Below are 25,432 nucleotides of genomic sequence, written 5' to 3'. Positions count from 1 at the left end.
CCATCAGGCATGCCGGTGGCTCTTGTGGTTGGGAAGTGACGAAACGATCGCTGCCGTCGTGACATCCTGACAGTGACAAGCGTTGCGCGGAATATGCCTCCCGTAGGTTCGTGCTACGAGAGGTATATTGTCAAAAAGCACCGGGCTAACGCATCAGCAAGGACATCGAGTCACTCAACTGCGTCGCCAGGGATTTTTCCCAACTGGTTGAAGTGTTGGCGCGGCACAGTTTCTCTTCCCACGCAAAGGTCGACATGATCGCCTTCGACGTAAGCCAACGAATCGGTTCCGGTTCCCATGAGCGAAGCGCCGTGCGCGGCGAAGCTCGATCGAAAACCCATGGCATCTGTGTCCGCTCTGTCACCTGTCCCAGGATGAGATCGGCGAGCGTCCGCGCGAAAAGATGGGATGGCCCGACGCCCTGACCACCGTATCCTCCGGCCATGGCAACTCCCGCAGACTTGTCGAACACGACATGCGGGGCGAAGCCTCGTGCCATGCCGAGCGATCCACCCCAACCATGCGTGATCCGTACACCCTTGAGCATCGGAAAGAGATCATAGAGAAGCTCCTCGCGCAACCGGAATTCGGGTGCACCGAGGTTGAAGTCACTGCGCGGCTTTCCCCCGAACACATACCCGCCTCGAGCGCCGAAGATCATTCGGCCGTCACGCGAGCGTTGTCCATAGCTCACCATTTTGCTGCCGTCACAGAATGCCGGCCGCTTCGCTAATCCGATTTCGTCCCACTTCTCGTCGCTTAGTGGTTCCGTGGCAATGATAAGGCTCTGAACAGGGATAACATACCGACCAAAATTGGGAACCGTCGTCGAGTAGCCTTCCATCGCCGGCACGACAAAATTTGCCCTGACGGAGCCGTCCGCCGTTTTCACCAGACCGGGGCTGATCGATGTGACCCGGCTCTGCTCGTAGATCTCCACGCCCTTGCGTTCGACAGCGTTTGCGAGGCCCCGCACCATTTTCGCCGGATTGATCGTTGCGCAATGGCGCTTGAAAATGCCACCATACCCGTCTCTCAAGCGCACCATGTCGGCGAGCGACTGCCTGTCAAGCCAATAGCAATCCTCCTCCGTGTGACCGGCGGCATACAACTGCTTCAGGACGTTCCTTTGGCGCTGGATCTGCTCAGGGAATCTGGCGGCGCCATAGATGACACCGCCTTTATTAAAGTCAGCGTCAATCGACTCTTCGGCGAGCACGCGACCGATATGATCGACGTTATCGAAAAGTATCTTGCAACATGCGCGCTTCTCAGCCGCAGGCAGTCCGGCGACGTACTTCTCGAGGCCGGTAATATAGCCTGCCACCCATCCACCGTTGCGGCCCGATGCGCCGAATCCGGCTGTTTCTGCTTCGAGTACAACCACGCGCAGGTGTGGAGCGTGCTGCTTCAGGTAGTAAGCCGTCCATAGCCCGGTGTAGCCCGCGCCGACAATTGCAACGTCTGCTTCGATATAACCGGTGAGACTGGGGCGCGGTTCGATCGACTGGCCCAGCGTGCTGAACCAGAAGCTTGTATCAGAGTACTTGCTCATGGCTTGCCTGCTGCTTGTTATTCGGAGACTTCTGCGCCGGCTGACACTTCGCAATGACGAAGTATTTGCGAACCCGGGTCGCGGACGTCCACACGCCGTTGAAACCGGGCTGAACGATGAACGCCTCGCCCGGGCCGTAGGTGGCAGCATTGCCCGCGTTGTCCGAGATCTCTACGGTTCCTTCCAGGATGTAGCAGAACTCCATGCTGTCGGGATGTGACTTCTTCTTGCTAAAAGCTTCCGATTCCCAGATTCCGCTGGTGACCACACCGTCGGTGGTTACGAGTGCGGGCCATGTCTTCGTGTCGCCGTTACCGCTGAGCAGGACTGCAGCAGGCGTGGGGCTGACTTGCGGCTCATTAGCAAGAATGGCAGACAGGGGGGTGATTTGATTGACGGACACAAAAATCTCCTCAATGAGATGGATTGGGATTTGACGATCGGGTACGGGCAGGGCTCAGGCGACCGTGCTCCCCGCGTCAAGTACGATGGATGCACCGTTCATGTGTGCAGAAAGGGGAGAAAGCATGAATGCCACCGTATTCGCGACGTCTTCTGGCTGCCCATACGGGGCCTGCGTTGCGCGGACGATGCCAGGTCCGGATGGGTCACGCTTTTTCGCTGACTCATTGATTGCATCGATCATTGGGGTTTCGATCGGGCCCGGCAAAACGGCGTTAACGCGCGCTCCCGTTCCTATACATTCGAGTGCCGCGCAGCGGACCAGTCCAAGCACCGCGTGCTTGGCTGCGACATAGGCCGACAGGTTCGCCCGACCGCGGATCGAGGCGGTAGATGCAGTCGCAACGAAGCTGCCGTTTGAATGGGCACGAAGGGCGGGAAGGGCGTGCTTCAGGGCGAGAAACGTACCTCGGGCATTGACGTCCATAACGTGATCGAACACGTCGTCGGAATACTCTGTGACGGGGGCCACCTCGCCCGCAACACCTGCATTGCTCACGAAGCCGTCAAGGCGTCCAAAACGCTCGAGGGCGAACTTCACAAGTTGACTGACATATTCGGCGCGCGTCACGTCACCGACCAGCATCTCCGCATTCGCGCCCGAGGCGCGGCAACGTTCCAGCACTGCTGCAGCCTTGTCAGAGTGCGAGGCGACAATTACCGACCACCCCTGTGACGCCAGTTTCAGACAGATAGCCGCTCCGATACCACCCCCTGCACCCGTCACAATTGCGACGTTCGGAGTAGATGATCGCCCGGCTTCGGACGATGCAGTAGGCTCAACGGACATCAAAAACTCCTTACACAAAGGATTGAAGAGACTCGCAGTGTTGGTGTCGGAGAGGTCAGCCGTACATGCGTCGTTTTGTCTGGTCGATATACCAGTAGGGCTTGCGCGCGAAGACCCGCTTTACGGCCGGGACAAACGTTTCGAGTGGCTCGTTGTTGTATCGCTCGTCGAAGGAGGATTGGTCCCAGCGCTCGCAGAAATCGACAGCCGACTGGTACAACGGATGATCGAGAAATTTGTCCCGCGCGTTTCGATCCCAGCCAAGGTGGTGACCGTAGTAATAGGTCTGGAAAAGGCCATGATTCTCGATAACCCAGCAAACGTCTTCACGCACGTAGGGCCGCAGGATTTCGGCCGCCGTGCGGTCGTGGTTCCGCGGAGCAATGCCGTCGGCGATGTCGTGAAACAGCGTGGCAACGACCCAGTCGTCGTCAGCGCCATCGCGCAGCGCCCTGGTCGCGCTCTGGAGGGCATGTTCCATCCGCGTAATGCGATATCCCTCCAGCGTCTCCTCCTGTTGACGACGTAGCTCGGCGAGCAGTCGATCAGCGGTTCGCTCGCAAAACTCCTCTTCCAGTTGGCCAAGGAAACGGTATTCCTCGGCCGTGCCATCTTTCATTTGCGTGAAGCTAACCCGTTCCATGGTCGTTCTTCCGGTTGTGCTTGCAGTTGGGTGTACGTGACGCGCTTCCTGATCCGCCCGACCTGTCGAAGGGCAGAAGCTGGGCCTAACGATTAGGGTTTTTCCTGGTAAAACATCGAAGCTTGAATTTCCGCTCGGCATTGCGTGGTGGAAAAATAACGCTTTATTTTTTTTCTTGCAAGAATTTTCGTCGGTCAATATATTTCCACCAAGACGGAGCCCCTGTCCCGTTTTGCACGCTGCTGACGGTCCGGGTTTGCTCGTGAGTGCGCCGGCTCGGTCGGCCCTGACTCTGCCGCCTGCCGTTTCTTCCAGACACTCGAGAGGACACCTGACATGAGCAAGACACCAGTGCAGGCAGATGTTGTGATCGTGGGAGGGGGAATCGTCGGATGTTCGATCGCGTATCACTTGACGAAGCTCGGCATCACCGACGTCACCTTGTTCGAAAGGCGGCAGTTGACCTGTGGTACAACCTGGCACGCGGCGGGATTGATCGGTCAGCTGCGCAATAGCCGGCAGATGACCGAACTTGCCAAGTACACGTCCGAGCTGCTTTATGAGCTCGAGAGCGAAACCGGGCAGGCAACCGGGTTCAAACAGAACGGCTCTATCAGTCTTGCATTGAACCAGGGGCGGTTCGAGGAGTTGAAGCGAGGCGCTTCAATGGCGAAGAACTTCGGGCTGGAAGTGCAGGTGGTAGGACCGTCGGAGATCAAAAACCTGTGGCCGATGCTCAACATGGACGGCGCGGTGGGTGGTGTGTTTCTCCCGAAAGATGGTCAGGCGAACCCGACTGACATTACCCAAGCGTTCGCAAAAGGTGCGCGTATGCGGGGCGCAAAAATCCTTGAGAACGCGAAGGTTCTTAGGCTTCTTGTAGAGAATGGCCGCGCGGTCGGGGTTCAGACCGAGGACGGAGAACTGCGGGCGAATACAGTTGTGCTCGCTGCAGGCATGTGGTCGAGAGAACTGGCTGCGCAGGTTGGGGTGTCCATTCCGCTGCATGCCGCGGAACATTTCTACATTGTGACCGAATCGGTTCCGGGCCTTCCAAACAACCTTCCCGTTCTGCGGGTGCCGGATGAGTGTGCCTATTACAAGGAAGATGCAGGCAAGCTTCTGCTCGGCGCGTTTGAGCCGGTAGCAAAGCCGTGGGGTATGCAGGGCATTCCCGAGGACTTCTGTTTTGACGCGCTTCCGGACGACTTCGACCATTTCGAGCCGATACTGCTCAATGCCGCGAATCGTGTTCCTGCGCTAGAACACACTGGCATCAAGACCTTCTTCAACGGCCCCGAGAGCTTCACGCCAGACGATCGCTATCTGCTAGGAGAAACTGCCGAGGTCAAGGACCTGTTCGTGGCCTGCGGTTTCAACTCGATCGGGATACAAAGCTCGGGCGGTGCTGGCAAGGCACTCGCCGAGTGGATCCGCGACCGGCGGCCGCCCGTGGATCTCTCTGATGTGGACGTGCGTCGGATGCATCCGTTTCAGGGAACCAAACGGTATCTCCACGACCGGACTACCGAGACGCTCGGTCTCCTCTACGCCATGCACTGGCCGTTTCGTCAATATGACACGGCGCGGGGCGCTCGCCGCTCGCCGCTGCATGACAGACTGGTCGCCGCGGGCGCGGTCATGGGCGAAGTGTCCGGCTGGGAGCGACCGAACTGGTATGCGAAGCCGGGACAGCAGGCGAGCTATGAATATTCGTGGGGACCCCAGAACTGGGCTGACAACTGCGCGGACGAGTGCGCAGCGGTGCGGGATGCGGTGGCACTGTTCGATCAGACATCGTTCGCCAAATTCCTGGTGCAGGGACCTGATGCCACCACGGTGTTGAACTGGCTCTCGGTATCGGACGTCGATGTTCCAGTTGGGAAGATCGTCTACACGCAGTGGCTGAATGAGAAGGGGGGTATCGAAGCCGATCTGACGATTACACGAACCGGCCAGCAGTCGTATCTTGTTATCACTGCGGGCGCGACCCAGACTCGCGACTTTTCATGGCTCCAGCGGAACATACCGGAACAGGCACGATGCGTGGCAACAGACGTCTCTTCGGGTTTCGCTGTATTTGGACTTATGGGGCCGAACTCGCGAGCGCTACTCGGCGCGATAACCGACGAAGATTTTTCGAACGACGCATTCCCGTTCGCGACATCCCGGGAAATTCAGATTGGTTACGCTCGCGTACGTGCAAGTCGGATCACTTATGTCGGCGAGCTTGGATGGGAGCTATACATCCCGACTGAGTTTGCCTTACATGTCTATGACCTGCTTATCAAGGAAGGCGTGGCTTTCGGGCTTAGGCATGCTGGCTACCATGCAATGAACAGTTGTCGGACAGAAAAGGGATACCGGCATTGGGGACACGATTTGACGATCGAGGACAACCCATTAGAGGCTGGTTTAGGTTTCTGCGTTGCCTGGAAAAAACGGGGCGGCTTCATCGGATTGGAGGCATTGCGCGCGCACAAGGCCACACCGGTGCCGACCCGCCGGATGGTGCAGTTTCAGCTTCAACTTCCGGCGGGGGCGCGGACGTTGCTCCATCACGAGGAACCGATCTGGTGCAACGGACAGATTGTCGGATCCATTACCTCGGGGATGTTTGGTAATCGGATAGGCGCATCACTGGGCATGGGGTATGTATCGCATGCCGGCGGTATAAGTCCCGAGTGGCTAGCGCAAAACACCTTTGAGATTGAAGTTGCATGGGAGAAGGTGCCCGCGATCCCCAGTCTGTCGCCCTTCTACGATCCCAAAAACATCCGGATAAAGGGCTGATATTCACAGCGATGTCTCGGGTGACTGCAGTAGTAACGGTGCTTATTTCAAGGTTTTGCCGAACGACGAATAGGGGAAGGCAAAGATGGAGAGAGACGTGAAGGGGCGGCGATATCTGATTGATCTGCTGGATATTCACGTGGGCGGAGATGTCCACAGGATCGTGCTCGGCGGAATCAAGGAACTCCCGGGATCCTCTGTTGCGGAGAAGATGCATTACCTGCGAGACGAAGCCGACGGGCTCCGGCAGTTGTTGCTACTTGAACCTCGTGGTGGGCACCCTTCGCTTTACGCGGATCTCGTGGTGTCCCCGACCGACAAAGACGCCGACGCCGGTTACATCATCATGGAGGTGATGGGTTATCCGGCTGTCTCGGGTACCAACACAATGAGCACGGCGGTTGCCCTTCTGGAATCCGGCCGCGTATCGATGAAAGAGGGGCTTAACCGGCTGTTGCTGGAGGCACCAGGCGGACTCGTCGAGATCATGGCGTTATGTGAAAGCGGACGGGTTAAGACAGTCCAATACCGGGCGAACACGCCCTCATTCGTTTATGCGAGGGACCAATCTATCAGCGTACCGGGATGGGGCGATGTCAGTTTCGATTTGATCTGGACGGGGGCGTTCTATCCCGTTGTCGACGCTACTGCGTTTGGGTTCGGATTGCACAGGAACGAAGAGCAAAAGCTTGTCGAATTCTCCAAGGCGTTCCTGCTTGAAGCGCGAAAGCACTTCAAGCCCATGCATCCAGAGTTCGGAGACGAAGGTCCTCTCTCATTCGTCGTATTCGCTGGAACGTCCGAGGAGGAGTCACCCGACTTACGCTCGATTCGCACATCCTGTTATGTGTACCCGAGCGATACAGTCTGTCGCGCGCCAGCTGGCGTTCCGTCCACGGCGGTCTTGCTGAAATTGGTCGATCGGGGAGTGCTTGAAGTCGGCGCGTCACTTCGTACCATATCGATCTTCGATACGGAATTGATGGTGACAGCTGACGAACTAAACCCTTACGCCGACTATGTCGGACTGAGAGCGACGGTCAAAGGTAGAGCTTTCGTCATTTCCAGATCTCAGGTGGTCGTTGACTTTGATGACCCACTTACGCCACGTGCGGGTTTGGAAAACATACTGAACAGACCCTTGTAACGCGTGCTCGTGCCATGCCAGGTGATGGGGGCCGGACGGGGCATGTTTGCTGTCCCCGTTCGATAATCGCGAACCCGTGCCGAAGTGATTAACGACGCTTTTTCTTTGTCGGTGCCACAGGCCCAGGAGGCCACGCCTTGCGTCTTGCGAAAAAACGCTCCAGTTCACGATCCTCGGGGGGCACTGACGTGAAAAGCTCGGCGTATGCGCCGATCCTGGACATCCGAAGGGACATAGGATCGTTGGGTCTTGACGCTAGATAGCCGAGCTGTGTGTAATACATCGCTCTCGCCCGTACGTCGGCGTCTGCGAGTTCGTAGCCAAACCGCTCGAACAGAGCGATAAGTGCGGTGATGCGCCTTTCGTCATCCTCAGCCATCTCCCGGGCAATCTCCGGGGACTGCTGGGCCCAGCTTCGCATCGCTGCCTCGTAGCGTGAGTCGAAGATGCTGTCGTCAAACCAGCAGTCGGTAACATTGAGTACCGCTTCATTAATACTCTCTGCGTACGCCTCGGTTCGCTCAACCCAGTTCGCCGTATTCTTCAGTTTCCAGCGATTGAGCAGGGCGGCGAGAAGCTCGTCCCGATCCTTGAAGAACCAGTAGAAACTGGTCCGGGACAGATTAAGTCGCTTCGCGAGCGGAAGTATCCGCACTGAATCGATCCCTCCCTCCAGCAGGCTGTCATATGCCGCTTCCAGCCAGGTTTCAGGAGAGCCACGCGCGCTATCAACCGTTTGATCCATCGAAAATATCCTTTTGACTTGCACGAACGGACATGATCCGACGATCAGTTCCGCCCTCTGCATACAATAGCCGGAAATGTCGCAGATTGCACATAAAATATACACACGTGTTTTTTCAATTGACAAAAGTGTACATTCACTAGTCCGTCGGAACGGGAGCCTGCTCAGGGATTCGGAGCGATAGCTCCGACGCGTAAAAAGCCGTGCAGACGATCCGTTACAAGTCAGGGCTTCCGGGGACCACACCCGACAAAAAACCATCAATAAATTTTTTGTGGTAAATTTGTAGGGGAATTTTTTTGCACGAAAAAAGGGGATTGCTCATGGCTAGGCCGGCGCCCGGAAGTGCCGTCGATGCGACGGCTATCGACGATATTGAATTGGACCGTGTAGCGCTGGGGATGGAAATCCGGAACCTTCGCAAGGCGCGATCAAAGACCCTTGCTGAACTGGCCCTCGCAACGGGGCGTTCTATCAGTTTCATGAGCCAGCTCGAGCGCGGTCGGGCCGAGATGTCGATTTCCGATCTAAAAAGGGTTGCGCAGACTCTCGGCGTACCGCTAGGGTGGTTCTTCGGAGCAGAGTCCAAGCCTGCAGCGGAGGTCGGCCGGATTGTCCGCGCAGCATCGCGTCGGCGCCTCGGCGATGCAACCGACGGTATCGTTGAAGAACTGCTTTCGCCAAATATCGGTGGTGCTTTTGAGACTTTCCTGACTACTATCGCCGCAGGCGCGACACGTCAAGAAACGTTGCGCGATACGGAAGAGGAGGGTTACATCCTCAAGGGCCAACTGGACATCTGGATTGGCGGTCACCATTTTGAAGTTGCTACCGGTGACACATTCCGCATTGTTCGAGAGCCCTTCCGCTGGGTCAACAAAAGCGAGTCCGACACAATGGTTGTGTGGGTTATTTCGCCACCTACTTATTAAGTTAACAGTCAGCTCCTTGAGCCTCGCTCGCGGATGGCGCCAAGCGCACACCTTGCCAGCGGGAAGGCGTGGGGCTGTCCAGCTAGTTTAGTGATGCTTATTGAAAAGCAGGAGGAGCAAGATGGGCAAGATTGTCGTTATTGGAGCAACCGGAACGATTGGCAAAGCTGTCGTCGGCGCGCTGAGCGCGCGGCATGACCTGATTGAGGTTGGAACCACGCGGGGCGCACATCGCGTAGATTTCGCAGATGCGGCCGATGTTAGCCGTCTGTTCGAGTCGATCGGAAAGGTCGATCACGTAGTGACCGCGGCGGGTGCCGTCCACTTTGGCCGCCTATCGGAAACGACAGTCGATCAGTTCTGGACAGGCTTGCGAGACAAGCTGATGGGGCAAATCAACGTGGTACTCATCGGACAATCATGGGTCAACGACGGTGGCTCCTTTACGCTAACCAGCGGGATAACGGCAGACCAGCCGGTTCGTAACGGCACGAATGCAGCGACGGTAAACAAGGCGCTCGAAGGCTTTGCACTGGGCGCAGGAATCGATCTTGAACGCGGTCTGCGCATCAATGTCGTCAGTCCAACCATGTTGGAGGAGTCGGTGCCAACGTTTGGCCCGTACTTCCCCGGATTCGATCCAGTCAGTTCCCTCAAGGTCGGACTGGCCTACGTGCGCAGCGTCGAAGGCGGGGACTCAGGCAAGGTCTACCGGGTCGGCTACTGATCGAACGAACCGTCCACACGGGACGTACCGGGCGCACGTGACACGCGCCCTTTAACGAGCGCTGTGCGCTCAAGTCCCATCGTTCGCCCCCTCCGCACGAAGTAGCAGCTCAGGCGCGTCCCCCGCGTCCATTCGTTGTGTTACGCCAATCACTCGAATCACCGTCGTAACGCTAGCTCCCCACGGCTGATCCTCGACGATCAGTCTGGGCAGTCAACGGCTGCAGACCTCTGATCCGTCTGTCCTCACGCTTTGCTCCTCTACGCGCCCCGGCCGTCGAGCAGCGGGGGGCACGTCGCATCACGGCAGTCTGACCCCGAAAGCGTAAGCGCACGGACTATGTACACTAGTGTTTATCCGGTTGACTAGAATGTACACCGGCTCTACTCTTAAGTTCATGAGTTGATGGGTTGAAGGCGTAAGCGAGATCCCTTAGACGACACATCTGCCTACGCACCTGCTGACGCAGATCGTTCTGACGAAAGTCCATGGCTTGAGCGGTCTTTAGAGCGCTGTTGCCGATCTTTCCGAGGGCGAGGGATTTATCCCTCTGGTTAACCCGCACTCAAACTACAAATCGCCTTACATTTTTTCGTAGAAAAAAATTTATTCAAATTTTTATTGCAAGAATTTTTCGGCGAAATTATAGTCGCCCACAGAATGATCAGTGAGCCGTTGCTGCTGTTACGGAGTCCGAAAAAGGTTGTCCTAAGCCTTGCGGACTGACCCGTAACCCAGCCTGTTCCTCCAGCGTTTTCGCTGGGAATGTCACGAAGAGAAAAATCACCAATCATTAGTTGTGCGTACATACGCGTATTGCTGTTCTCGAGGAGATATATCTTGGCTGCAGTTCAAGTCGTGCATAAGCGAATCGTTGTGGAGCCTCCCCGGACGGAACCCACAGATTCAGGGTGGTATCTGACTTCCGGTGCTGAGCTGCCGTTAAGCGCCCAGAAGGGCGACGTGACGTGCGAATGCCTCGTTATTGGCGCTGGATGGATGGGCCTCCATGCAGCCCGGCGGTACGCTGAATTGAGACCGCAAGCGAAGGTGGTGCTTGTTGACGCGGGGCGCATCGGCAATAACGCTTCTGGCCGCTGTATGGGTTTTGCGATTGACCTCGCACACAACCCCCGAAAGCACGATTTTGTCGAAGACGATCAGGGCAATCGCGACGAACTGTATGTGAACCTTGAAGGTATTTCATACCTGAAGAGCGCGGTAGAAGAACTGGGCGTCGATTGTGACTGGGATCCGCAGGGCAAATATCACAGCGCCGCTTCAGACAGCGGTGTCGCTGACCTGGTCGAATTCTCCAAGGCGTTGGACCGTCTCGGGCAGAAATACAGCTGGGTCGAACGCGAAGAGATGCGTGAAATCACCGGCAGCAAGCACTACATCAAGGCGCTGCATCACCCGGGCACGGTTCTGATTCAGCCCGCGAAGTATCTGAAAAATATGGCAAGGAAGCTTCCCGCGAACGTGACCGTCTTTGAGAACACAGCAGTTCGGTCGGCGATCTTTGGAAATTCGCAGCACCTGTTCGAAACCGCGAAGGGCACCATCAAGGCCAAGAAGGTAATCCTCTGTACGGCGGGCTACCTGCAGAACTTTGGATTTTTTCCGAATTCGGCCATACCCGTCTACACCTTCGCGAGCATGACTCGCCCGCTGACAGCAGCAGAGCTTGCATTAGCGGGGAGTCACAACACGTATGGACTGATCCCGGCGAACAGCTTCGGCACCACCGTGCGTCGCACGTTCGACAACAGGCTGTATCTGCGCAACGTCTACTCGTATGCGACGAACTTCAAGACGACGCTCGAAGACGTGATGAACGCGCGCAAGCAACAGCAGGTGTCGTTCGACCGTCGATGGCCAGACCTTTCCTCCATGGGGTTCGAAGCAAGTTGGGGCGGACTTTTGACTCTTGCGCAGAACGGTGGCATGGCGTGGGGCGAGTTTGCTCCCAATGTGTACGGCGCCGCGTTCTGCAACGGCACGGGAATCGCGCGCGGCACCGCGTTTGGCAAGGCTGTCGCTGAGCTTGCTGCCGGTGCTAAATCGCGCTCCATCGAGATTTTGCAGAGGAAGACACCGCCGAGTCGTGCGTACCCGACGCTCATTACATCGCTTGGTGTGAGGTTTGTTACCGGGCGGCGATTCAAACAAGCAGGCATTGAAGTCTGATATTTAAGGAGAAGCTCAAATGGCAAAAGCAAAACTGGCCGGTATTAACCTGGCGATGCAAACCCCGTTCAACGATGACGGCTCGATCAACATCAACATCTACGAGGAACTGATCGACAAGTACATCGACGCCGGCGTCCATGGTCTTGTGTTCGGTGCTGGCACGGGTCAGCATCCGTATCTGACGGAAGCCGAATGCAACAACCTGTACGAAATCGGCATCAAGCGGGTCGCCGGTCGTTGCAATGTGATTTGCCAGACGTCCGCGCTCATCGGTGACGAGGTCATTCGTCGTTCACGCCACGCCGAGTCGATCGGCGCCGATGCGATCATGGTGCTTCCTCCGTATTTCGAAGGCGCGTCGGATGACGACAGCCTCTTCGCCTTTTATGAGGAGGTGGATGCGGCAGTGAAGGTGGATATTGTCGGGTACAACATTCCCCAAGCGACCGGTATCTCCGTTTCGACGGATCTTCTGAAGCGGCTCGCCGAGCTTTCGAACTTCCAGTACATCAAGGACAGCGGCGGCGACTTCGCGATCCATCAGGAATACCTCCAGACGTCGGTCAATGTCCTGAATGGCGCGGACACAATCGCCCTTTACGCGTTCATGGCAGGCGCAGTCGGCGCGATTCAGGGAACGGCGAACTACATGCCTCACGAAGCCGTGGCGATCTACAACCTGGTTCAGGAGAAGAAATTCGCAGAAGCGCTTTCGCTTTGGAAACTGATGCTGCCGTCGATTCTGCTCTTCTGGCAAGGCAACTACGTCCAGTCGGTGCTGCGTGCAGCGCAACTCCGTGGGTACGGTACGGGCAATGTCCGCAAGCCGCTTCGACGCCTCACCGCGGAGCAGGATGCGGCTGTCCAGAAGGCGATTGCGCCACTGATCAAGTAACGACGCGCGTTCAAGCTAACAAGATTACCAATCCCAATGTCAGGAGGGACAACTGTCATGCGCACATTTCGCACACTATGGAGAGTGCTCGTCGGCGCGCTGTTGCTGAGCTTCGCGTTCAGCGCCAGTGCAGCAGAGAGCAAAGTCATCAAGATCGGGACGCTCCCTTGGGAAGACGTCATGCCGCTTACCGGCATCGCCAAGCGTTTCCTCGAAAAGGAGGGCTATACGGTTCAGGTCACAACATTCGCAGATTGGGGCATCGCATTCAGCGCACTGTCTCGCGGCGATGTTGATCTGATGGTGTCACAGATCAACTACGTGACTGCGGACTACTGGAAACGCAACAAGGATCGCATGGAGAAGGTCGCCACAGCGTCGCACGGCCTGCGCCAAGGTCTGGTCGTTCCCGCTTACGTGCCGATCAATTCGATCGACCAGTTGAATTCGATTAAGGATCAAGTGGGAGGCAAAATCATCGGCATCGAGGCTGGTTCTGGCGTTATGCAGGAGACCGCTAACGCGGTAAAGCAGTATGGCCTTCAGTATCAGCTCGTCGAAGGTAGTACGGCTGCCATGATCGCACAACTCCAGTCGGCCATCGAGCGGAAGCAACCGATTGTCACCATGCTGTGGCAGCCGTCCTGGATGGACATGAAGTTCAAGGTGAAGTATCTCGACGATCCCAAGCATGTCTTCGCACCTCCGCAGACGTATTACTGGATCGCGAAAAAAGGATGGTCGGCGGCTAATCCGCACGCCCGGGAAGCAATGGCCAGCATGTTTGTGCCTATCGACGACATCACACGTATTAACACAGCGGTCAACGATGGCAAAACGATGGATCAGGCGCTCGACGGTTGGTGGAAAGACCATAGCGATCTGATCAACAGGTGGGCGGTGCTGTCGAGCAACTGATGCGCGGGCCGTGATTGCACCGAGCCGGTGTGATCACGGCGGATCGTTCCGACGAGATTTCTGTGACTTCGGATGGACGTATGAACATGATGAACGAACTTGCTCACGTCAAGCAAAGTACCGCTGTGGAGTGCCGCGGGGTATGGAAGATTTTTGGTAGCCAGACGTCGGCTGCAATCGAGGCCGCCCGGAGCGGCCAGTACGACAAAGACCAGCTCCTCGCAAAATTTGGCTGTGTTGCAGCAGTTGCGAATGCTTCTTTCTCGGTCGGTGAAGGCGAGACGTTCTGCATCATCGGTCTTTCGGGGAGCGGAAAATCCACGTTGATTCGACACTTCAACCGTTTGATCGAACCGACCAGCGGTGAAGTGATTGTTCGCGGCAAGGATATCTGCAAACTGAAGGTGGCCGCGCTACGCGATTTGCGTTCCCGGTGTATTGGCATGGTGTTCCAGCAGGTGGCACTGCTTCCGTATCGCACGGTGCTTCAAAACGTCATGCTTCCCCTTGAAGTGCAGGGCAAGCCATCAGGCGAGACACGTGCAAAGAGCCAGGCGGCCCTTGAAACCGTCGGCCTGGGCAACTGGGCCGATCGCTATCCCCGTGAGCTCTCGGGCGGGATGCAGCAACGAGTCGGCATCGCGAGAGCATTGGCGGCAGAGCCCGACGTGCTTTTGATGGACGAACCGTTCAGTGCGCTTGACCCGCTGATTCGCAAGCAGCTTCAGATCGAGTTCAAGCAGCTTTCCACGAAACTGAAGAAAACGACCATTTTCATCACCCACGACATCGAGGAAGCCATCCGTATCGGCGACCGCATTGCGATCATGCGTGAAGGACGCATCATCCAGATCGGCACGCCTGAAGAAATCGCCTTGCATCCTGTGGATAGTTATGTGGCTGACTTTATGGAAGGTGTCTCGCGACTTAAGCTGGTCAAGGCGCATTCCATCATGCAGCCTGCTCTGGCAGAGGTGTTGAACGGGAATTCTGCTTCCTCGCTCAGTGACTTCCCGACTGTGAACATCAACGCGAACCTCGAAGAGATGATCGATCTCGCCATTGCGAAGTGCGCGGAAAAGCTCGCCATCGAGAAGGACGGCCAAATCGTCGGCGTTGTGTCACGCGAGAATCTCTTGTGTGCCACGCGTGCTGCGGACTAGCGCATTTGACGTGCGCCAGCAATATCGAGTAGGAGCATGATGCGATGATCGATTTCACTGGAGTATTCGACGGACTCGTCGATAACAGTCTGGGCTGGCTAACAGACCACGCCGTTGGCGCTTTCAACAGCCTGAGCTTTGCTCTCAGCTTCACCTTCAAAGGCCTGAACGGACTGTTGATGTTCGTGCCGTGGTGGGCTCTGGTGCTAGTCGCCGCTGCGGCTGGTTGGTTGCTGATCGGACGGGGCTTTGCTCTCTCGGCGCTCGTCGGGCTGTGGCTGTGTCAAGCGATGGGATTGTGGACTGAAACCATCAGCACGTTGACGCTGGTGTTCAGTTCGACCCTCCTGGCTCTGATGGTGGCCATTCCTCTTGGCGTAGCGCTCGGGGTGACGACGAGGTTTGTCAAGAGCTTCGATGTCGCGCTCGACTTCATCCAGACGATGCCACCTTATATTTACCTGCTGCCGGGTATTGCCTTGCTGGGATATGGACCACCCACTGCTATGTGGGCGACATGGATCGTCGCGATTCCACCAGCACTGCGTCTGACAGCACATGGTGTCCGGATGACTCCACCTCAGTTTAACGAACTGGGAATGGCTGTCGGCATGACGGCAAGGCAACTGCTATTCAAGATCCGCATTCCGTTTGCGCTCTCTTCCATTCTGACGGGTATCAATCAGAGTCTGATGCTTAGCTTCGGAATGGTCGTGATCGCGGGCATCGCCGGGTCAGGTGGGTTGGGACAGGCGATTTACGACGCGGTCCGTACGCTACAGATGGATCGAGCAGTGAATGCAGGTATAGCGATCGTGGTAGTCACGATTGTGCTGGACAGACTGACGCAACGGATGGGGCAACGACGCCGAGGAGTGGCACGATGATCGACTCTATTCATGTTTCGCCGGGAGCCATCGTCGCTCCGATCGTATCGTGGTTGAACATTAATCATCACGGTTTCTTTGTCGCGGTATCAGATGCTTTCGGCGGTCTCATCGCTGCGATCGTGTACGTCCTTTCGCTGGCGCCGGCGTCCGCGACGATCGCGGCGCTCTCATTGATCGTCTTTGCTTTTGCAGGTTGGCGGGGCGCGCTCATGTGTGCGTGCGGAATGGCGGTTTGTCTTGCGCTTGGAATGTGGGACGCCACGTTGCAAACCATCGTGGTGATCCTGCTGTCAGTGGTCTTCTCGGTGCTCATGGGCATTCCGCTTGGCGTGCTGATGTCGAGAAGCGAAAGGCTCAAGGTCATCTCTCGCCCCGTTCTCGACATGATGCAAACCATGCCCCCTTGGGTGTATCTGGTTCCCGCGGTCATTCTGTTTGGCCTCGGTGTCGTCCCCGCATTGCTCTCCACCATTGTGTATGGGATTCCGCCGATGATCAGAATCACGATACTCGCAATGAGTCAGATACCAGACAGCCGGATTGAACTCGGCCACGCTGTCGGCGCGACGAGAAAGAGCATCTTCTGGAAGATCCAGCTGCCGTCAGCCATGCCGACATTGCTGGTTGGCATCAACCAGTGTGTGCTGTTCTCGCTGGGAATGGTTGTCCTCGCAGGACTCGTGGGCGCGGGCGGGCTTGGTGCGGAAGTGACGCGTGGTCTCTCGCGGATGGAGTTCGGATTGGGGATGCGCGCCAGCCTCGCCATTGTAATTCTGGCGTTGGTTCTGGACCGTGTCTTCCGAAATTCGATTCCGAAGAGGTTCCTTGTCCTCGCATAAGAGGCGAGAGGCGAAGGTTGTGTACAACGCGTCTAATTGAAATTGATTTCTTGGACTTTGGTCATGAATATGCGCAGCGAACTGTTTATCGATGGGAAATGGGCTCCGGCGATCCGCGGGGGCATGCTGGAAGTCTTCAATCCTGCGGACGGAAAGGCCTTCCACGCAATTGCGGCGGCATCTGCTGAAGATGTCGATCGCGCCGTAATTGCTGCTCGACGCGCATTCGATGAAGGCGCGTGGCCGCGCATGTCGGGTCGTGAAAGGGCGCACTATCTTCGCCGGATTGCGGAAGTAATCCGAAGCCGCTTGCCTGCCATCGCAGAACTCGAGGTTCGCGACAACGGCAAACCGCGACCCGAAGCGGAGTGGGACATTGGCGACGCCGCATACACTTTCGAGTACTACGCCGGGCTCGCCGAGAAGTTCGACGAAGAACGAAGTGAGGCGGTTGCGCTACCCGATCAGCGATTTAAGACCAAGGTGGTGCGTGAACCCGTCGGCGTCGTTGGTGCCATTATCCCGTGGAACTACCCGCTGCTCATGGCGGCGTGGAAGGTCGCGCCGGCTCTCGCTGCAGGCTGCACGGTAGTCCTGAAACCCGCGGAATCGACTTCGCTTACCGCACTGGAACTGGCTGCAATTGCGGAGGAAGTGAATCTGCCGCCCGGTGTCCTGAATATCGTGACCGGGCTTGGGCCTGACGTGGGCCAGCCGCTTGTCGACCATCCGCTGGTGGACAAGCTGGCGTTCACTGGTTCGGGTGCCGTGGGGTCCCGGATCATGGCGGCGGCCGCGAAGGATATCAAGCGTGTCAGTCTCGAGCTTGGTGGGAAATCTCCTTTCATTGTTTTCGAAGACAGCGAAATCGAGAAGGCGGTCGAATGGGTGATGTTCGGGATCTTCTGGAACCAGGGTCAAGTCTGCTCAGCTACCTCGCGAGTGCTGGTTCACGAGCAGATCTATCACAAGTTTCTTGAACGACTGACTGCAGAAGCAAAGAAGATTACGATCGGTAACGGCCTCAATGCGGGTGTTCTCCTTGGGCCGCTGGTTTCGGATCTGCAGCATCAACGCGTGACGGCCGCAGTCGAAAAGGCAGTCGCCGAGGGCGCGACGGTTGTGACGGGCGGTGGTCGACCGAAGGAACTCGAGTCTGGATACTTTTTCGAGCCCACCATCCTGACCGACGTCGCTTTGACGAGCTCCGCGTGGACGGACGAGATCTTCGGACCAGTCGTGTGCATTCGACCATTCTCGTCCGAGAAAGACGCTGTCGCGCTGGCGAACGATACTCGCTTCGGGCTTGCCGCGGCCGTTATGACAAACGACGTCGAGCGCGCCGAACGCGTAGCAGCTGCATTGCGCGCCGGCACAGTTTGGATCAACTGCTCTCAACCTTCTTTCATTGAAGCGCCGTGGGGTGGGTACAAGCAATCCGGGATTGGCAGGGAACTCGGCCGTTGGGGCTTTGAGAATTACCTTGAGACAAAGCAGGTGACGGCTTACGTCAGTGAAGATCCGTGGAGTTGGTACATCAAACAGTAATCCCAAAAAGGATGGGTCGGCGGGCACTGATGGCAATCTTACGTCCGCCGATTCAGCACCGCCCATGGAACTACTACTGCTCTGACTATGTTCAACCGATCCTCTATCACCATCGCCAACGTCGATCCGGAACTCTGGACCGCGATCCAGGACGAAAACCGCCGTCAGGAAGAGCACATCGAACTGATCGCGTCGGAAAACTACACGAGCCCGGCCGTGATGGCCGCACAGGGCTCGCAGCTCACCAACAAGTACGCTGAAGGCTATCCGGGCAAGCGCTACTACGGCGGTTGCGAATACGTCGACGTCGTCGAGCAGCTCGCGATCGATCGCGTGAAGCAGCTGTTCGGCGCGGAAGCCGCGAACGTCCAGCCGAATTCGGGTTCGCAGGCCAACCAGGGCGTGTTCTTCGCGATGCTCAAGCCGGGCGACACGATCATGGGCCTGAGCCTCGCGCACGGCGGCCATTTGACGCACGGCTCGCCCGTCAACATGTCGGGCAAGTGGTTCAACGTGGTCAGCTACGGCCTGAACGAAGCTGAAGACATCGACTACGAAGCGGCTGAGAAGCTCGCTCAGGAACACAAGCCGAAGATCATCGTTGCGGGCGCATCGGCGTTCTCGCTGCGCATCGACTTCGAACGTCTGTCGAAGATCGCGAAGTCGGTCGGCGCCTACCTGATGGTCGACATGGCGCACTACGCCGGCCTGATCGCCGCAGGCGTGTATCCGAACCCGGTGCCGTTCGCCGATTTCGTCACGACCACCACGCACAAGAGCCTGCGCGGCCCGCGCGGCGGCGTGATCCTGATGAAGGCTGAGTTCGAGAAGCAGATCAACTCGGCCATTTTCCCGGGCATCCAGGGCGGTCCGCTGATGCACGTGATCGCTGGCAAGGCCGTTGCGTTCAAGGAAGCGCTCGCACCGGAATTCAAGGAATACCAGCAACGTGTCGTCGAAAACGCGCGCGTGCTGGCTGAAACGCTCGTCAAGCGCGGTCTGCGCATCGTGTCGGGCCGTACGGAAAGCCACGTGATGCTGGTCGACCTGCGCGCGAAGAAGATCACGGGCAAGGCAGCGGAAGCGGCACTGGGCGCGGCGCACATCACCGTGAACAAGAACGCGATCCCGAACGATCCGGAAAAGCCGTTCGTGACGAGCGGCGTGCGTCTCGGTTCGCCGGCCATGACCACGCGCGGCTTCGGCCCGAAGGAAGCCGAGCAGGTTGGCAACCTGATCGCCGACGTGCTGGAAGGTCCTGATGACGCGGACACGATCGATCGCGTACGCGCGCAAGTGGCTGTGCTGACGAGGAACTTTCCTGTCTACGAGCAGTAACGTGCGAAGCTTGGCCACGAAACATCGCCACAAAAAGCGTCCGCGCGACGTCGCGAAGGGAGAATGCCCGACGTAAGTCAATTCGAGTCTTGATTTTCTCTGCCAAATTTTGCAGGTAAGGACTCGGTTGTCGAGCGGCTAATGGGGGCGCGCAAACAAATTCTAGCGGAAACGTGTTCATCCAGCATGTTTCCCCCGAGCGCAAGGTCGCACCAAGAAGTAAACCAGGTATTACTACGGCAAAGGGAATATTTTTGGAGATCATGATGAGGAATACTTATAAAAGAATGGCTGTTCTGGCTGGCCTCCTGGTTGCTGGGGGAGCGTCTGCACAGAATACGGTGACGCTCTACGGTGTTGTGGATACGGGTCTCATGTACGTTCACAACAGTGGCGGTCATTCGACGCAATTTCTGATGTCGACCGGCGTGCAGTCGGGTTCACGCTGGGGCGTCAAAGGCAGCGAAGACCTCGGCGGAGGGCTGGCGGCAATCTTCCAGCTCGAAAACGGATTTGATTCGACCAACGGCAAGTTCTTTCAGGGCGGTCGGATGTTTGGGCGCCAAGCCTATGTTGGCCTCTCTGGGAAAGATACCTGGGGTACTGTCACGTTTGGTCGCCAGTATGATCCTCTGATTGACAAGGTCCAACCGGTGCAGGGCGACAACTGGTTGGCTGGCTTCTACATTGCTCCCGGCGACGTCGATAACTCCGATAACAGCGTTCGCTTCAACAACGCTGTGAAGTGGGCTAGCCCTGTCTGGGGCGGGCTGCAGGTCGAAGCGATGTACTCGTTCGGTGGCGTCGCCGGTGCCACGGGCTCCGGGCAGACGTACAGTGCGGCTGCAGGATGGTCAGGAGGTCCGGTCAACCTCGCTGCAGGTTACATGCACGTTGATAACGGCAATGCGACCTTCTCCACGCGTGGCACGACGACGTCGGACTCATTTTTTAACAGTAGCGTGAATGCCGCGTACGCGTCGGCACGCTCGATCAACATTACGCGCGCGGGCGGCAATTATGCCATCGGTTCCGTCATCCTCGGTGGATACTACAGTTACTCCGAGTACAACCCCGATGCCTCGTCCACCTTCACTAAGTCGGAAAAATACCACAACGGATCTGTGTATGCCGTCTGGCAAATCACTCCTGCGTTCCTGACAGAAGTTGGGTACAACTATATGCGGTCGCTTGGTGACTCATCCGCGACGCGTCATCAGGTTGCACTTGGTGCCGACTACAACCTCAGCAAGCGCACTGATGTCTATAGCGTCGTTGCATATGGCCACGCCACGGGAACGGATGGTAAAGGCGTGGCGCAGGCTGTCATCGGGTCGGAAGACATCGACGCGGGCCGTGCATCACAGGTCATCGCAACAGTTGGGCTTCGCCACAAATTTTGATAGAAGGCAGGCTGCGGCGGGATCCGCTGGAGGTCGAAACCTCCACGCGCTGCTGGCGCGGTCGAGTGCGATTTTCGAGCGTTGGTATCTCCACGGGATGATTCCCGTTTATCCCGTGCTACGGCACGGGAGTTTTTTTCTGGCCTGGCTGCGAACGAAGTTAGAACTCGGGCACCTGGTCGGTTGAAAGGGTCCCGCTGTTCTTCGACAGGAATGCATTTCGAACCAATAGTGACGGAGCGGTCGGGACGTCTGTATTCGTGAATAGGCTCGATCTCGATCATTGTTGCGCTAGCGCGACACTATCAACCGTTTGAGAGTGCGTCTTGCTGAGATGCACTGAAGTTTGCTCATTGTTCTGGTTGCAGAGGAAATACATAGGAGAAGGGCGATATGCACGTGATCGGCACATTAAGTTCGGATATGTACGATGTCGAAGTCTCGCAAAAGCCCGCAACGATGTGGGATGTATTTCCAGAGTGGAATGCGCAAGACCGATTCGGCATTGTCATATACGAACCGCTCGCGGGTATCGGGGCGACGCACCTTATCCAGTTGGCCTGTATGTGTTTCTATGATGTAAAGCCGAGTCGAAGGGCGGAGCGCAAGATCTATCCCGAGATCTTTGCGATACATGTGGGGCAATGGCGGGGGGCACACGGAAACTTCGACTTCTGGCCTGCACGTCGCGAGCATCTCGTTTCAGATGACCATCGGGACATCTTGGGTGCGATTAACGACCGCGGGATAACCCGCCTCGCGATTCCCGAACGTCCGCCGCGTGATCTTGTCCATCGCCGAAAGGAAGAGGATTGTGCGCTAGATCGAATCGTCACCGCAACTGTATACGACCCGAGCGGGCGTGTCGCTGATCCTGACTTCACTGTAAGAAGCAATAGTTCGCGGACAGAGCGGGATGTCGAGCGCGTGATCAGACCTGTAGAACTCTCCGAAGAGCACTCAGTCCGCGTTGGTAAGTCAGCGGTACCAGTAAAAGAGGGCGATCCCGAATTCGGTCCCCGGCTATGTCAACTCAACGTTGGTATCACCCCGCAGATGCGAGAAGCGGCGGAGAGCCGTCGTGTACGTATCAAGGAAAACAATCTCGTCATGGAGTCGTACCGATTCATCCGCCCCGAGCTTGCACTCAAATGTCTGTGACGCCTGTCGTGACTGTGACAACGCCTGGTTGCGTATGTCTGGCGTAAATTTGCCTGTCATCGGACGAAAATTCTCGCGTTAAAGCGTCTGGCGTACCTATAACTGGTCTTCTAACTTATCCATCCAGCTAAACAAGGAGACGGCTATGGCTGTCGAACTTCTTGCAAAAAATGAAGGCGTTTGCAGGGCAAACATTGACGTCAACACTGAGGAAATCTGGCAGGCACGAATCGATCTTGCGGCCGCGCTGCAGATTAGCGGCTTCCATGGGTATGGGGAGGGAATCGACAACCACTTCTCTGCTGTAGTGCCTGGCCATGCTGATCTCTTTCTGATTAACCCATATGGACTGGCTTTTCGGGAGGTGACGGCAGCGTCGATCGCGGTGTGCGATTTTAATGGAAACGTGTTTGCGGGAGCGGGCAGACCCGAAGCAACGGCTTTCTGGATTCATGCGCGCATCCACATGTTGCGTTCTGATATCAAGGCACTGTTTCATACACATATGCCATACGCGACCAGTCTATGCATGCTTGACGTCGATCCATTCGATTGGTCCTTGCAGACTTCGCTGAAATTCTACGACCGCATTGCGATCGACCGAGACTATAACGGTTTCGCCTTGAGTGGCGATGAAGGGGATCGAATTGCCAAAGCTATGGGTACAAAGCCAATCGCCTTCATGCAAAATCACGGTATAACTGTCGGCGGCCCCACCATAGCGGAAGCATGGGACGATTTGTACTACTTGGAGCGGGCTGCCGAGACGCAGGTGAAGGCTATGAGCACTGGGTGCAAGACAGTACCCGTCGACCTTAATATCGTCCGGGAAGTGGCTCTGGCCGAACGTACCAGCGCGCACGATAGTGCGCGACTTCACTTCGCCAGCGTCAAGAGGTTTCTGGACAAACAGCGGTCGGACTACGCGAATCGAGAGTTGAGCGAAGCCTTTGCATCCGCTCGGTCACTCTGAGGTTCTGGCATACGAGGTCAGGCACCGCATCTGACATCGCATGGGATTGGCCGCCGGAGATGCCGGCGGTTGACCACATCAATTGCGTAAATGCGGCGGCGCGTGATCCGCACATCGTCAATCCAAAGTAACTGCGTAGCCACGGAAGAACGGTGGTTGGCCGATCATCCTTATTTTGCTGCCACTTGTCGATAATATGAGACTGAATACGATTGCGTTCGTTGTGCTCGGGATTCTCGGAGGCACAAACTTCATTTACATGAAATGGGCGACGGAACTCATCAGTCCGATTCAGACAGCGTTCCTACGCGTGCTTTTCGGCTTCTTGCCTCTGGCGCTCGCAGCCTGGCGCCAGCGAGCAATCTCGCGCCACCAGTTACGACTTCTGCCGCACTTTCTGATGATGGCGGGAGGCGCAACGGTCTTTTACTTTATTGCCATCATCAAGGGGACTGCCATGGTCCCGTTAGGCGTCGCAGGCGTACTTAGCGGTTCGATTGCGCTTTTCACTGCACTTTTTGCTGTTGTCTTCTTGCGAACCGAGCGGCTAACCCTCGCCATAGTCATCGCTGTGCTGCTTGGATTTCTGGGAATTGTTCTCATGACTCGCCCTTGGGAAAGCGGGAGCAGCGCGATAAGTGTGACAGGGATGCTATGGTTGCTGGCGAGTGCCAGCGTTTGGGGGCTTTCGTATATTTATGTCCGTCTGTTTCTGGCCCCTGCAAATTTGTCGCCTCTTGCACTCGCAACCTGGCAAATGGGGTTAGCGTTGCTCATTCTTTCATTTTGCACGAATTTCACGGGGCTTGGCCACTTGTTTCATGACTGGCGCGCGACGATCGGTGTCGTCTTGGGACTCGGTGTCTTGGGAACAGGCGTGGCTTTTCTCATTTACTACCACCTGCTTGAGCAGATTGGCGCCGTAGCGTCATCAAGTGTGAACTATCTCGCTCCCGCGGTCGCCTTGCTGGCGGGTTGGGCTGCGGGAGAGCGTTTTGGTCTTCTTGAATTGCTCGCAATCGTCCTCGTTTTCGTGAGCATTGCGTTGGTTCAGTTTGAACAACAACGGGCTGCACGTAGTACGGTATCGACTATTTGATTTATCAATGCGGGGTATTCGAACACGGCGGTGTTGTTTTGCGGGCGAGCCGAAGCAGTTTGCTGTCCGGCCCTGTTTTTTTACGAAAACTCGCTTGTCTGCGAGCGGTGGAAGCCGCGCTGTGTCATGCGGATGTTGGTTAGATCATTAAGGTGACGAGCAGGATGAGACATCTACGATAGCGTGGCTTGATGCATTTTCAGTCCTCGCGCCGCGAACGATTGTTCGAACCGCTTCGCCGAGTCGCGTGAAGTTAAAGGTACCCCTCGCATGCGGGTCATGGTCGGCACAGGGCCGCGCGCGTAGTTGTCGTATTTGCATAATAAGTATGATCGCCGTTTAGGCTTGTAGCCGCTACATTGACATGTCCGCTTGGGGGGGCGGCGTAATTCTTGGACATGCTTATTTCATCAGCCCTTGTCCCTCTCAGCATTCAATCTGACTGAGTCCGCGAAGCTCGATCTTGATTCGGTTTTTGTTATATCAGCGAATGCGCGAGTTAGCGATCTCAATGAATTGGTCAGCGCCTTCGGTCTGCCTGCTGTGCGCCGGTGGTTCCGAGTTCCGGCACTGGTAGCCACCAGCGACGCTGGCTGATGAGTAGCAATTTTCCGAATGAGGTGGTCCCGGCGTCGGCGAGGGCGAGCGCTGTCCGTGAGGGCAACAACCGGTCCGCGGGGTTTGCAGGCCTCGGTGTGCAGCACATTCAGGGCATTCATGACCCGAACCGCTTACTGGACGCGCCCGGCTGCGCGATGCGTGAGAGCTTAATCAGCTCGTCGCGCTGGCGTAGGCGGGCGATGATGCCGCGCAAGGGCTGGCCCTAGGTGCGGGTGAGGTCGAGTAGCTGTGATGGCTTTGTGCGCGGTGGGGCTCCGTGCCGGGCGCGCAACGCGCCGAGCGACGCGAAATTATGGGCGCAGCTTGGGCTGTGGGCGATCCGTTCTGAGTGGGGCGACAGGGAGTTCCCATGAATCTAGTGGGGTTATGCAGAGTGCATTCGCGATAAGGCCAGTTATCGCAAGCATCGTCTTCGCATATGTATCCTTCCGAGACTGGTCGCATGAAATCATCACGACCGACAAGGCGGAGTGCGCGTTAGGCAGTCTTGGTAAGTCTTGCAAGCGCAAGCACCGGGTTCACTGTACGGTCTAGCAATCAAATGCATGTGAGGAACGGCAAAGGACGTTTCAAGGTCTTTGCCCTCGGCAACACGCT

The 25,432-nt window shown here is 56.8% G+C and carries 21 protein-coding genes; 16 read left to right on the top strand and 5 right to left on the bottom strand.

Features of this window, described 5'->3' with window-relative positions:
• Nucleotides 1-145: 145 nt before the first annotated feature.
• The 4 genes from U5A67_RS04085 to U5A67_RS04070 are packed head-to-tail and all read right to left on the bottom strand — an operon-like array spanning nucleotide 146 to nucleotide 3,450.
• On the bottom strand, nucleotides 146-1,555 hold the full coding sequence (locus U5A67_RS04085; protein WP_321813152.1) for an FAD-dependent oxidoreductase: 1,410 nt from the start codon (nucleotides 1,553-1,555) through the stop codon (nucleotides 146-148).
• Complete coding sequence (locus tag U5A67_RS04080; protein WP_321813151.1) at nucleotides 1,539-1,958, bottom strand: cupin domain-containing protein; 420 nt, start codon at nucleotides 1,956-1,958, stop codon at nucleotides 1,539-1,541. The genes U5A67_RS04085 and U5A67_RS04080 overlap by 17 nt, the downstream gene beginning before the upstream one ends.
• Nucleotides 1,959-2,012: 54 nt before the next feature.
• Nucleotides 2,013-2,807, bottom strand: a complete 795-nt coding sequence (locus U5A67_RS04075; protein ID WP_321813150.1) for an SDR family oxidoreductase — start codon at nucleotides 2,805-2,807, stop codon at nucleotides 2,013-2,015.
• Between the two features lie 55 nt (nucleotides 2,808-2,862).
• On the bottom strand, nucleotides 2,863-3,450 hold the full coding sequence (locus U5A67_RS04070; protein WP_321813149.1) for an HD domain-containing protein: 588 nt from the start codon (nucleotides 3,448-3,450) through the stop codon (nucleotides 2,863-2,865).
• 336 nt (nucleotides 3,451-3,786) lie between these two features.
• Between U5A67_RS04070 and U5A67_RS04065 the strand changes: the two genes are divergently transcribed.
• Both U5A67_RS04065 and U5A67_RS04060 read left to right on the top strand, forming a co-directional pair.
• Nucleotides 3,787-6,243: an FAD-dependent oxidoreductase gene (locus U5A67_RS04065; protein WP_321813148.1), complete on the top strand. Its 2,457-nt coding sequence runs from the start codon at nucleotides 3,787-3,789 to the stop codon at nucleotides 6,241-6,243.
• Nucleotides 6,244-6,328: 85 nt separating this feature from the next.
• Nucleotides 6,329-7,390, top strand: coding sequence for a proline racemase family protein (locus tag U5A67_RS04060; RefSeq protein ID WP_321813147.1), 1,062 nt, complete (start codon nucleotides 6,329-6,331; stop codon nucleotides 7,388-7,390).
• A gap of 88 nt (nucleotides 7,391-7,478) precedes the next feature.
• Here the strand turns inward: U5A67_RS04060 and U5A67_RS04055 are convergent, their stop codons facing one another.
• Nucleotides 7,479-8,135 (bottom strand): TetR/AcrR family transcriptional regulator, encoded by a 657-nt coding sequence (locus tag U5A67_RS04055; RefSeq protein WP_321813146.1) that lies wholly within the window; start codon nucleotides 8,133-8,135, stop codon nucleotides 7,479-7,481.
• A gap of 323 nt (nucleotides 8,136-8,458) precedes the next feature.
• Here U5A67_RS04055 and U5A67_RS04050 point away from each other — a divergent pair, with 323 nt between their 5' ends.
• The 14 genes from U5A67_RS04050 (at nucleotide 8,459) to U5A67_RS03985 (ending at nucleotide 24,214) form a co-directional block, all read left to right on the top strand.
• Nucleotides 8,459-9,067 carry an XRE family transcriptional regulator gene (locus tag U5A67_RS04050; protein WP_321813145.1) on the top strand — a complete coding sequence of 203 codons (609 nt, stop codon included), beginning with the start codon at nucleotides 8,459-8,461 and terminating at the stop codon, nucleotides 9,065-9,067.
• Between the two features lie 121 nt (nucleotides 9,068-9,188).
• The gene (locus U5A67_RS04045) at nucleotides 9,189-9,794 is read left to right on the top strand and encodes a short chain dehydrogenase (protein ID WP_321813144.1); all 606 of its coding nucleotides are present in this window, start codon (nucleotides 9,189-9,191) and stop codon (nucleotides 9,792-9,794) included.
• A gap of 840 nt (nucleotides 9,795-10,634) precedes the next feature.
• Nucleotides 10,635-11,984: an FAD-binding oxidoreductase gene (locus U5A67_RS04040; RefSeq protein ID WP_321813143.1), complete on the top strand. Its 1,350-nt coding sequence runs from the start codon at nucleotides 10,635-10,637 to the stop codon at nucleotides 11,982-11,984.
• Nucleotides 11,985-12,003: 19 nt separating this feature from the next.
• Nucleotides 12,004-12,882: a dihydrodipicolinate synthase family protein gene (locus U5A67_RS04035; protein WP_321813142.1), complete on the top strand. Its 879-nt coding sequence runs from the start codon at nucleotides 12,004-12,006 to the stop codon at nucleotides 12,880-12,882.
• Nucleotides 12,883-12,939: 57 nt separating this feature from the next.
• Nucleotides 12,940-13,800 (top strand): glycine betaine ABC transporter substrate-binding protein, encoded by an 861-nt coding sequence (locus U5A67_RS04030; RefSeq protein ID WP_321813141.1) that lies wholly within the window; start codon nucleotides 12,940-12,942, stop codon nucleotides 13,798-13,800.
• A gap of 86 nt (nucleotides 13,801-13,886) precedes the next feature.
• On the top strand, nucleotides 13,887-14,963 hold the full coding sequence (locus U5A67_RS04025; RefSeq protein WP_321959677.1) for a betaine/proline/choline family ABC transporter ATP-binding protein: 1,077 nt from the start codon (nucleotides 13,887-13,889) through the stop codon (nucleotides 14,961-14,963).
• Between the two features lie 44 nt (nucleotides 14,964-15,007).
• Nucleotides 15,008-15,850 (top strand): ABC transporter permease, encoded by an 843-nt coding sequence (locus tag U5A67_RS04020; protein WP_321813139.1) that lies wholly within the window; start codon nucleotides 15,008-15,010, stop codon nucleotides 15,848-15,850.
• Nucleotides 15,847-16,692 (top strand): ABC transporter permease, encoded by an 846-nt coding sequence (locus U5A67_RS04015; protein ID WP_321813138.1) that lies wholly within the window; start codon nucleotides 15,847-15,849, stop codon nucleotides 16,690-16,692. Before U5A67_RS04020 ends, U5A67_RS04015 begins: the two co-directional genes overlap by 4 nt.
• Before the next feature lie 63 nt (nucleotides 16,693-16,755).
• Nucleotides 16,756-18,240, top strand: a complete 1,485-nt coding sequence (locus tag U5A67_RS04010; protein ID WP_321813137.1) for an aldehyde dehydrogenase family protein — start codon at nucleotides 16,756-16,758, stop codon at nucleotides 18,238-18,240.
• Between the two features lie 87 nt (nucleotides 18,241-18,327).
• Nucleotides 18,328-19,578, top strand: coding sequence for a serine hydroxymethyltransferase (gene glyA, locus U5A67_RS04005; protein WP_321813136.1), 1,251 nt, complete (start codon nucleotides 18,328-18,330; stop codon nucleotides 19,576-19,578).
• A 266-nt stretch (nucleotides 19,579-19,844) separates the two neighbouring features.
• The gene (locus U5A67_RS04000) at nucleotides 19,845-20,981 is read left to right on the top strand and encodes a porin (RefSeq protein ID WP_321813390.1); all 1,137 of its coding nucleotides are present in this window, start codon (nucleotides 19,845-19,847) and stop codon (nucleotides 20,979-20,981) included.
• Between the two features lie 393 nt (nucleotides 20,982-21,374).
• Nucleotides 21,375-22,142 carry a hypothetical protein gene (locus U5A67_RS03995; protein ID WP_321813135.1) on the top strand — a complete coding sequence of 256 codons (768 nt, stop codon included), beginning with the start codon at nucleotides 21,375-21,377 and terminating at the stop codon, nucleotides 22,140-22,142.
• A 145-nt stretch (nucleotides 22,143-22,287) separates the two neighbouring features.
• Nucleotides 22,288-23,115: an aldolase gene (locus U5A67_RS03990; protein WP_321813134.1), complete on the top strand. Its 828-nt coding sequence runs from the start codon at nucleotides 22,288-22,290 to the stop codon at nucleotides 23,113-23,115.
• 196 nt (nucleotides 23,116-23,311) lie between these two features.
• Nucleotides 23,312-24,214 carry a DMT family transporter gene (locus U5A67_RS03985; RefSeq protein ID WP_321813133.1) on the top strand — a complete coding sequence of 301 codons (903 nt, stop codon included), beginning with the start codon at nucleotides 23,312-23,314 and terminating at the stop codon, nucleotides 24,212-24,214.
• Nucleotides 24,215-25,432: the final 1,218 nt, after the last annotated feature.

It is taken from the genome of Paraburkholderia sp. J69-1 (assembly GCF_905220255.1).
Taxonomy (GTDB): Bacteria; Pseudomonadota; Gammaproteobacteria; order Burkholderiales; family Burkholderiaceae; genus Paraburkholderia.
This window is presented reverse-complemented; position numbering and strand designations above follow the sequence as displayed.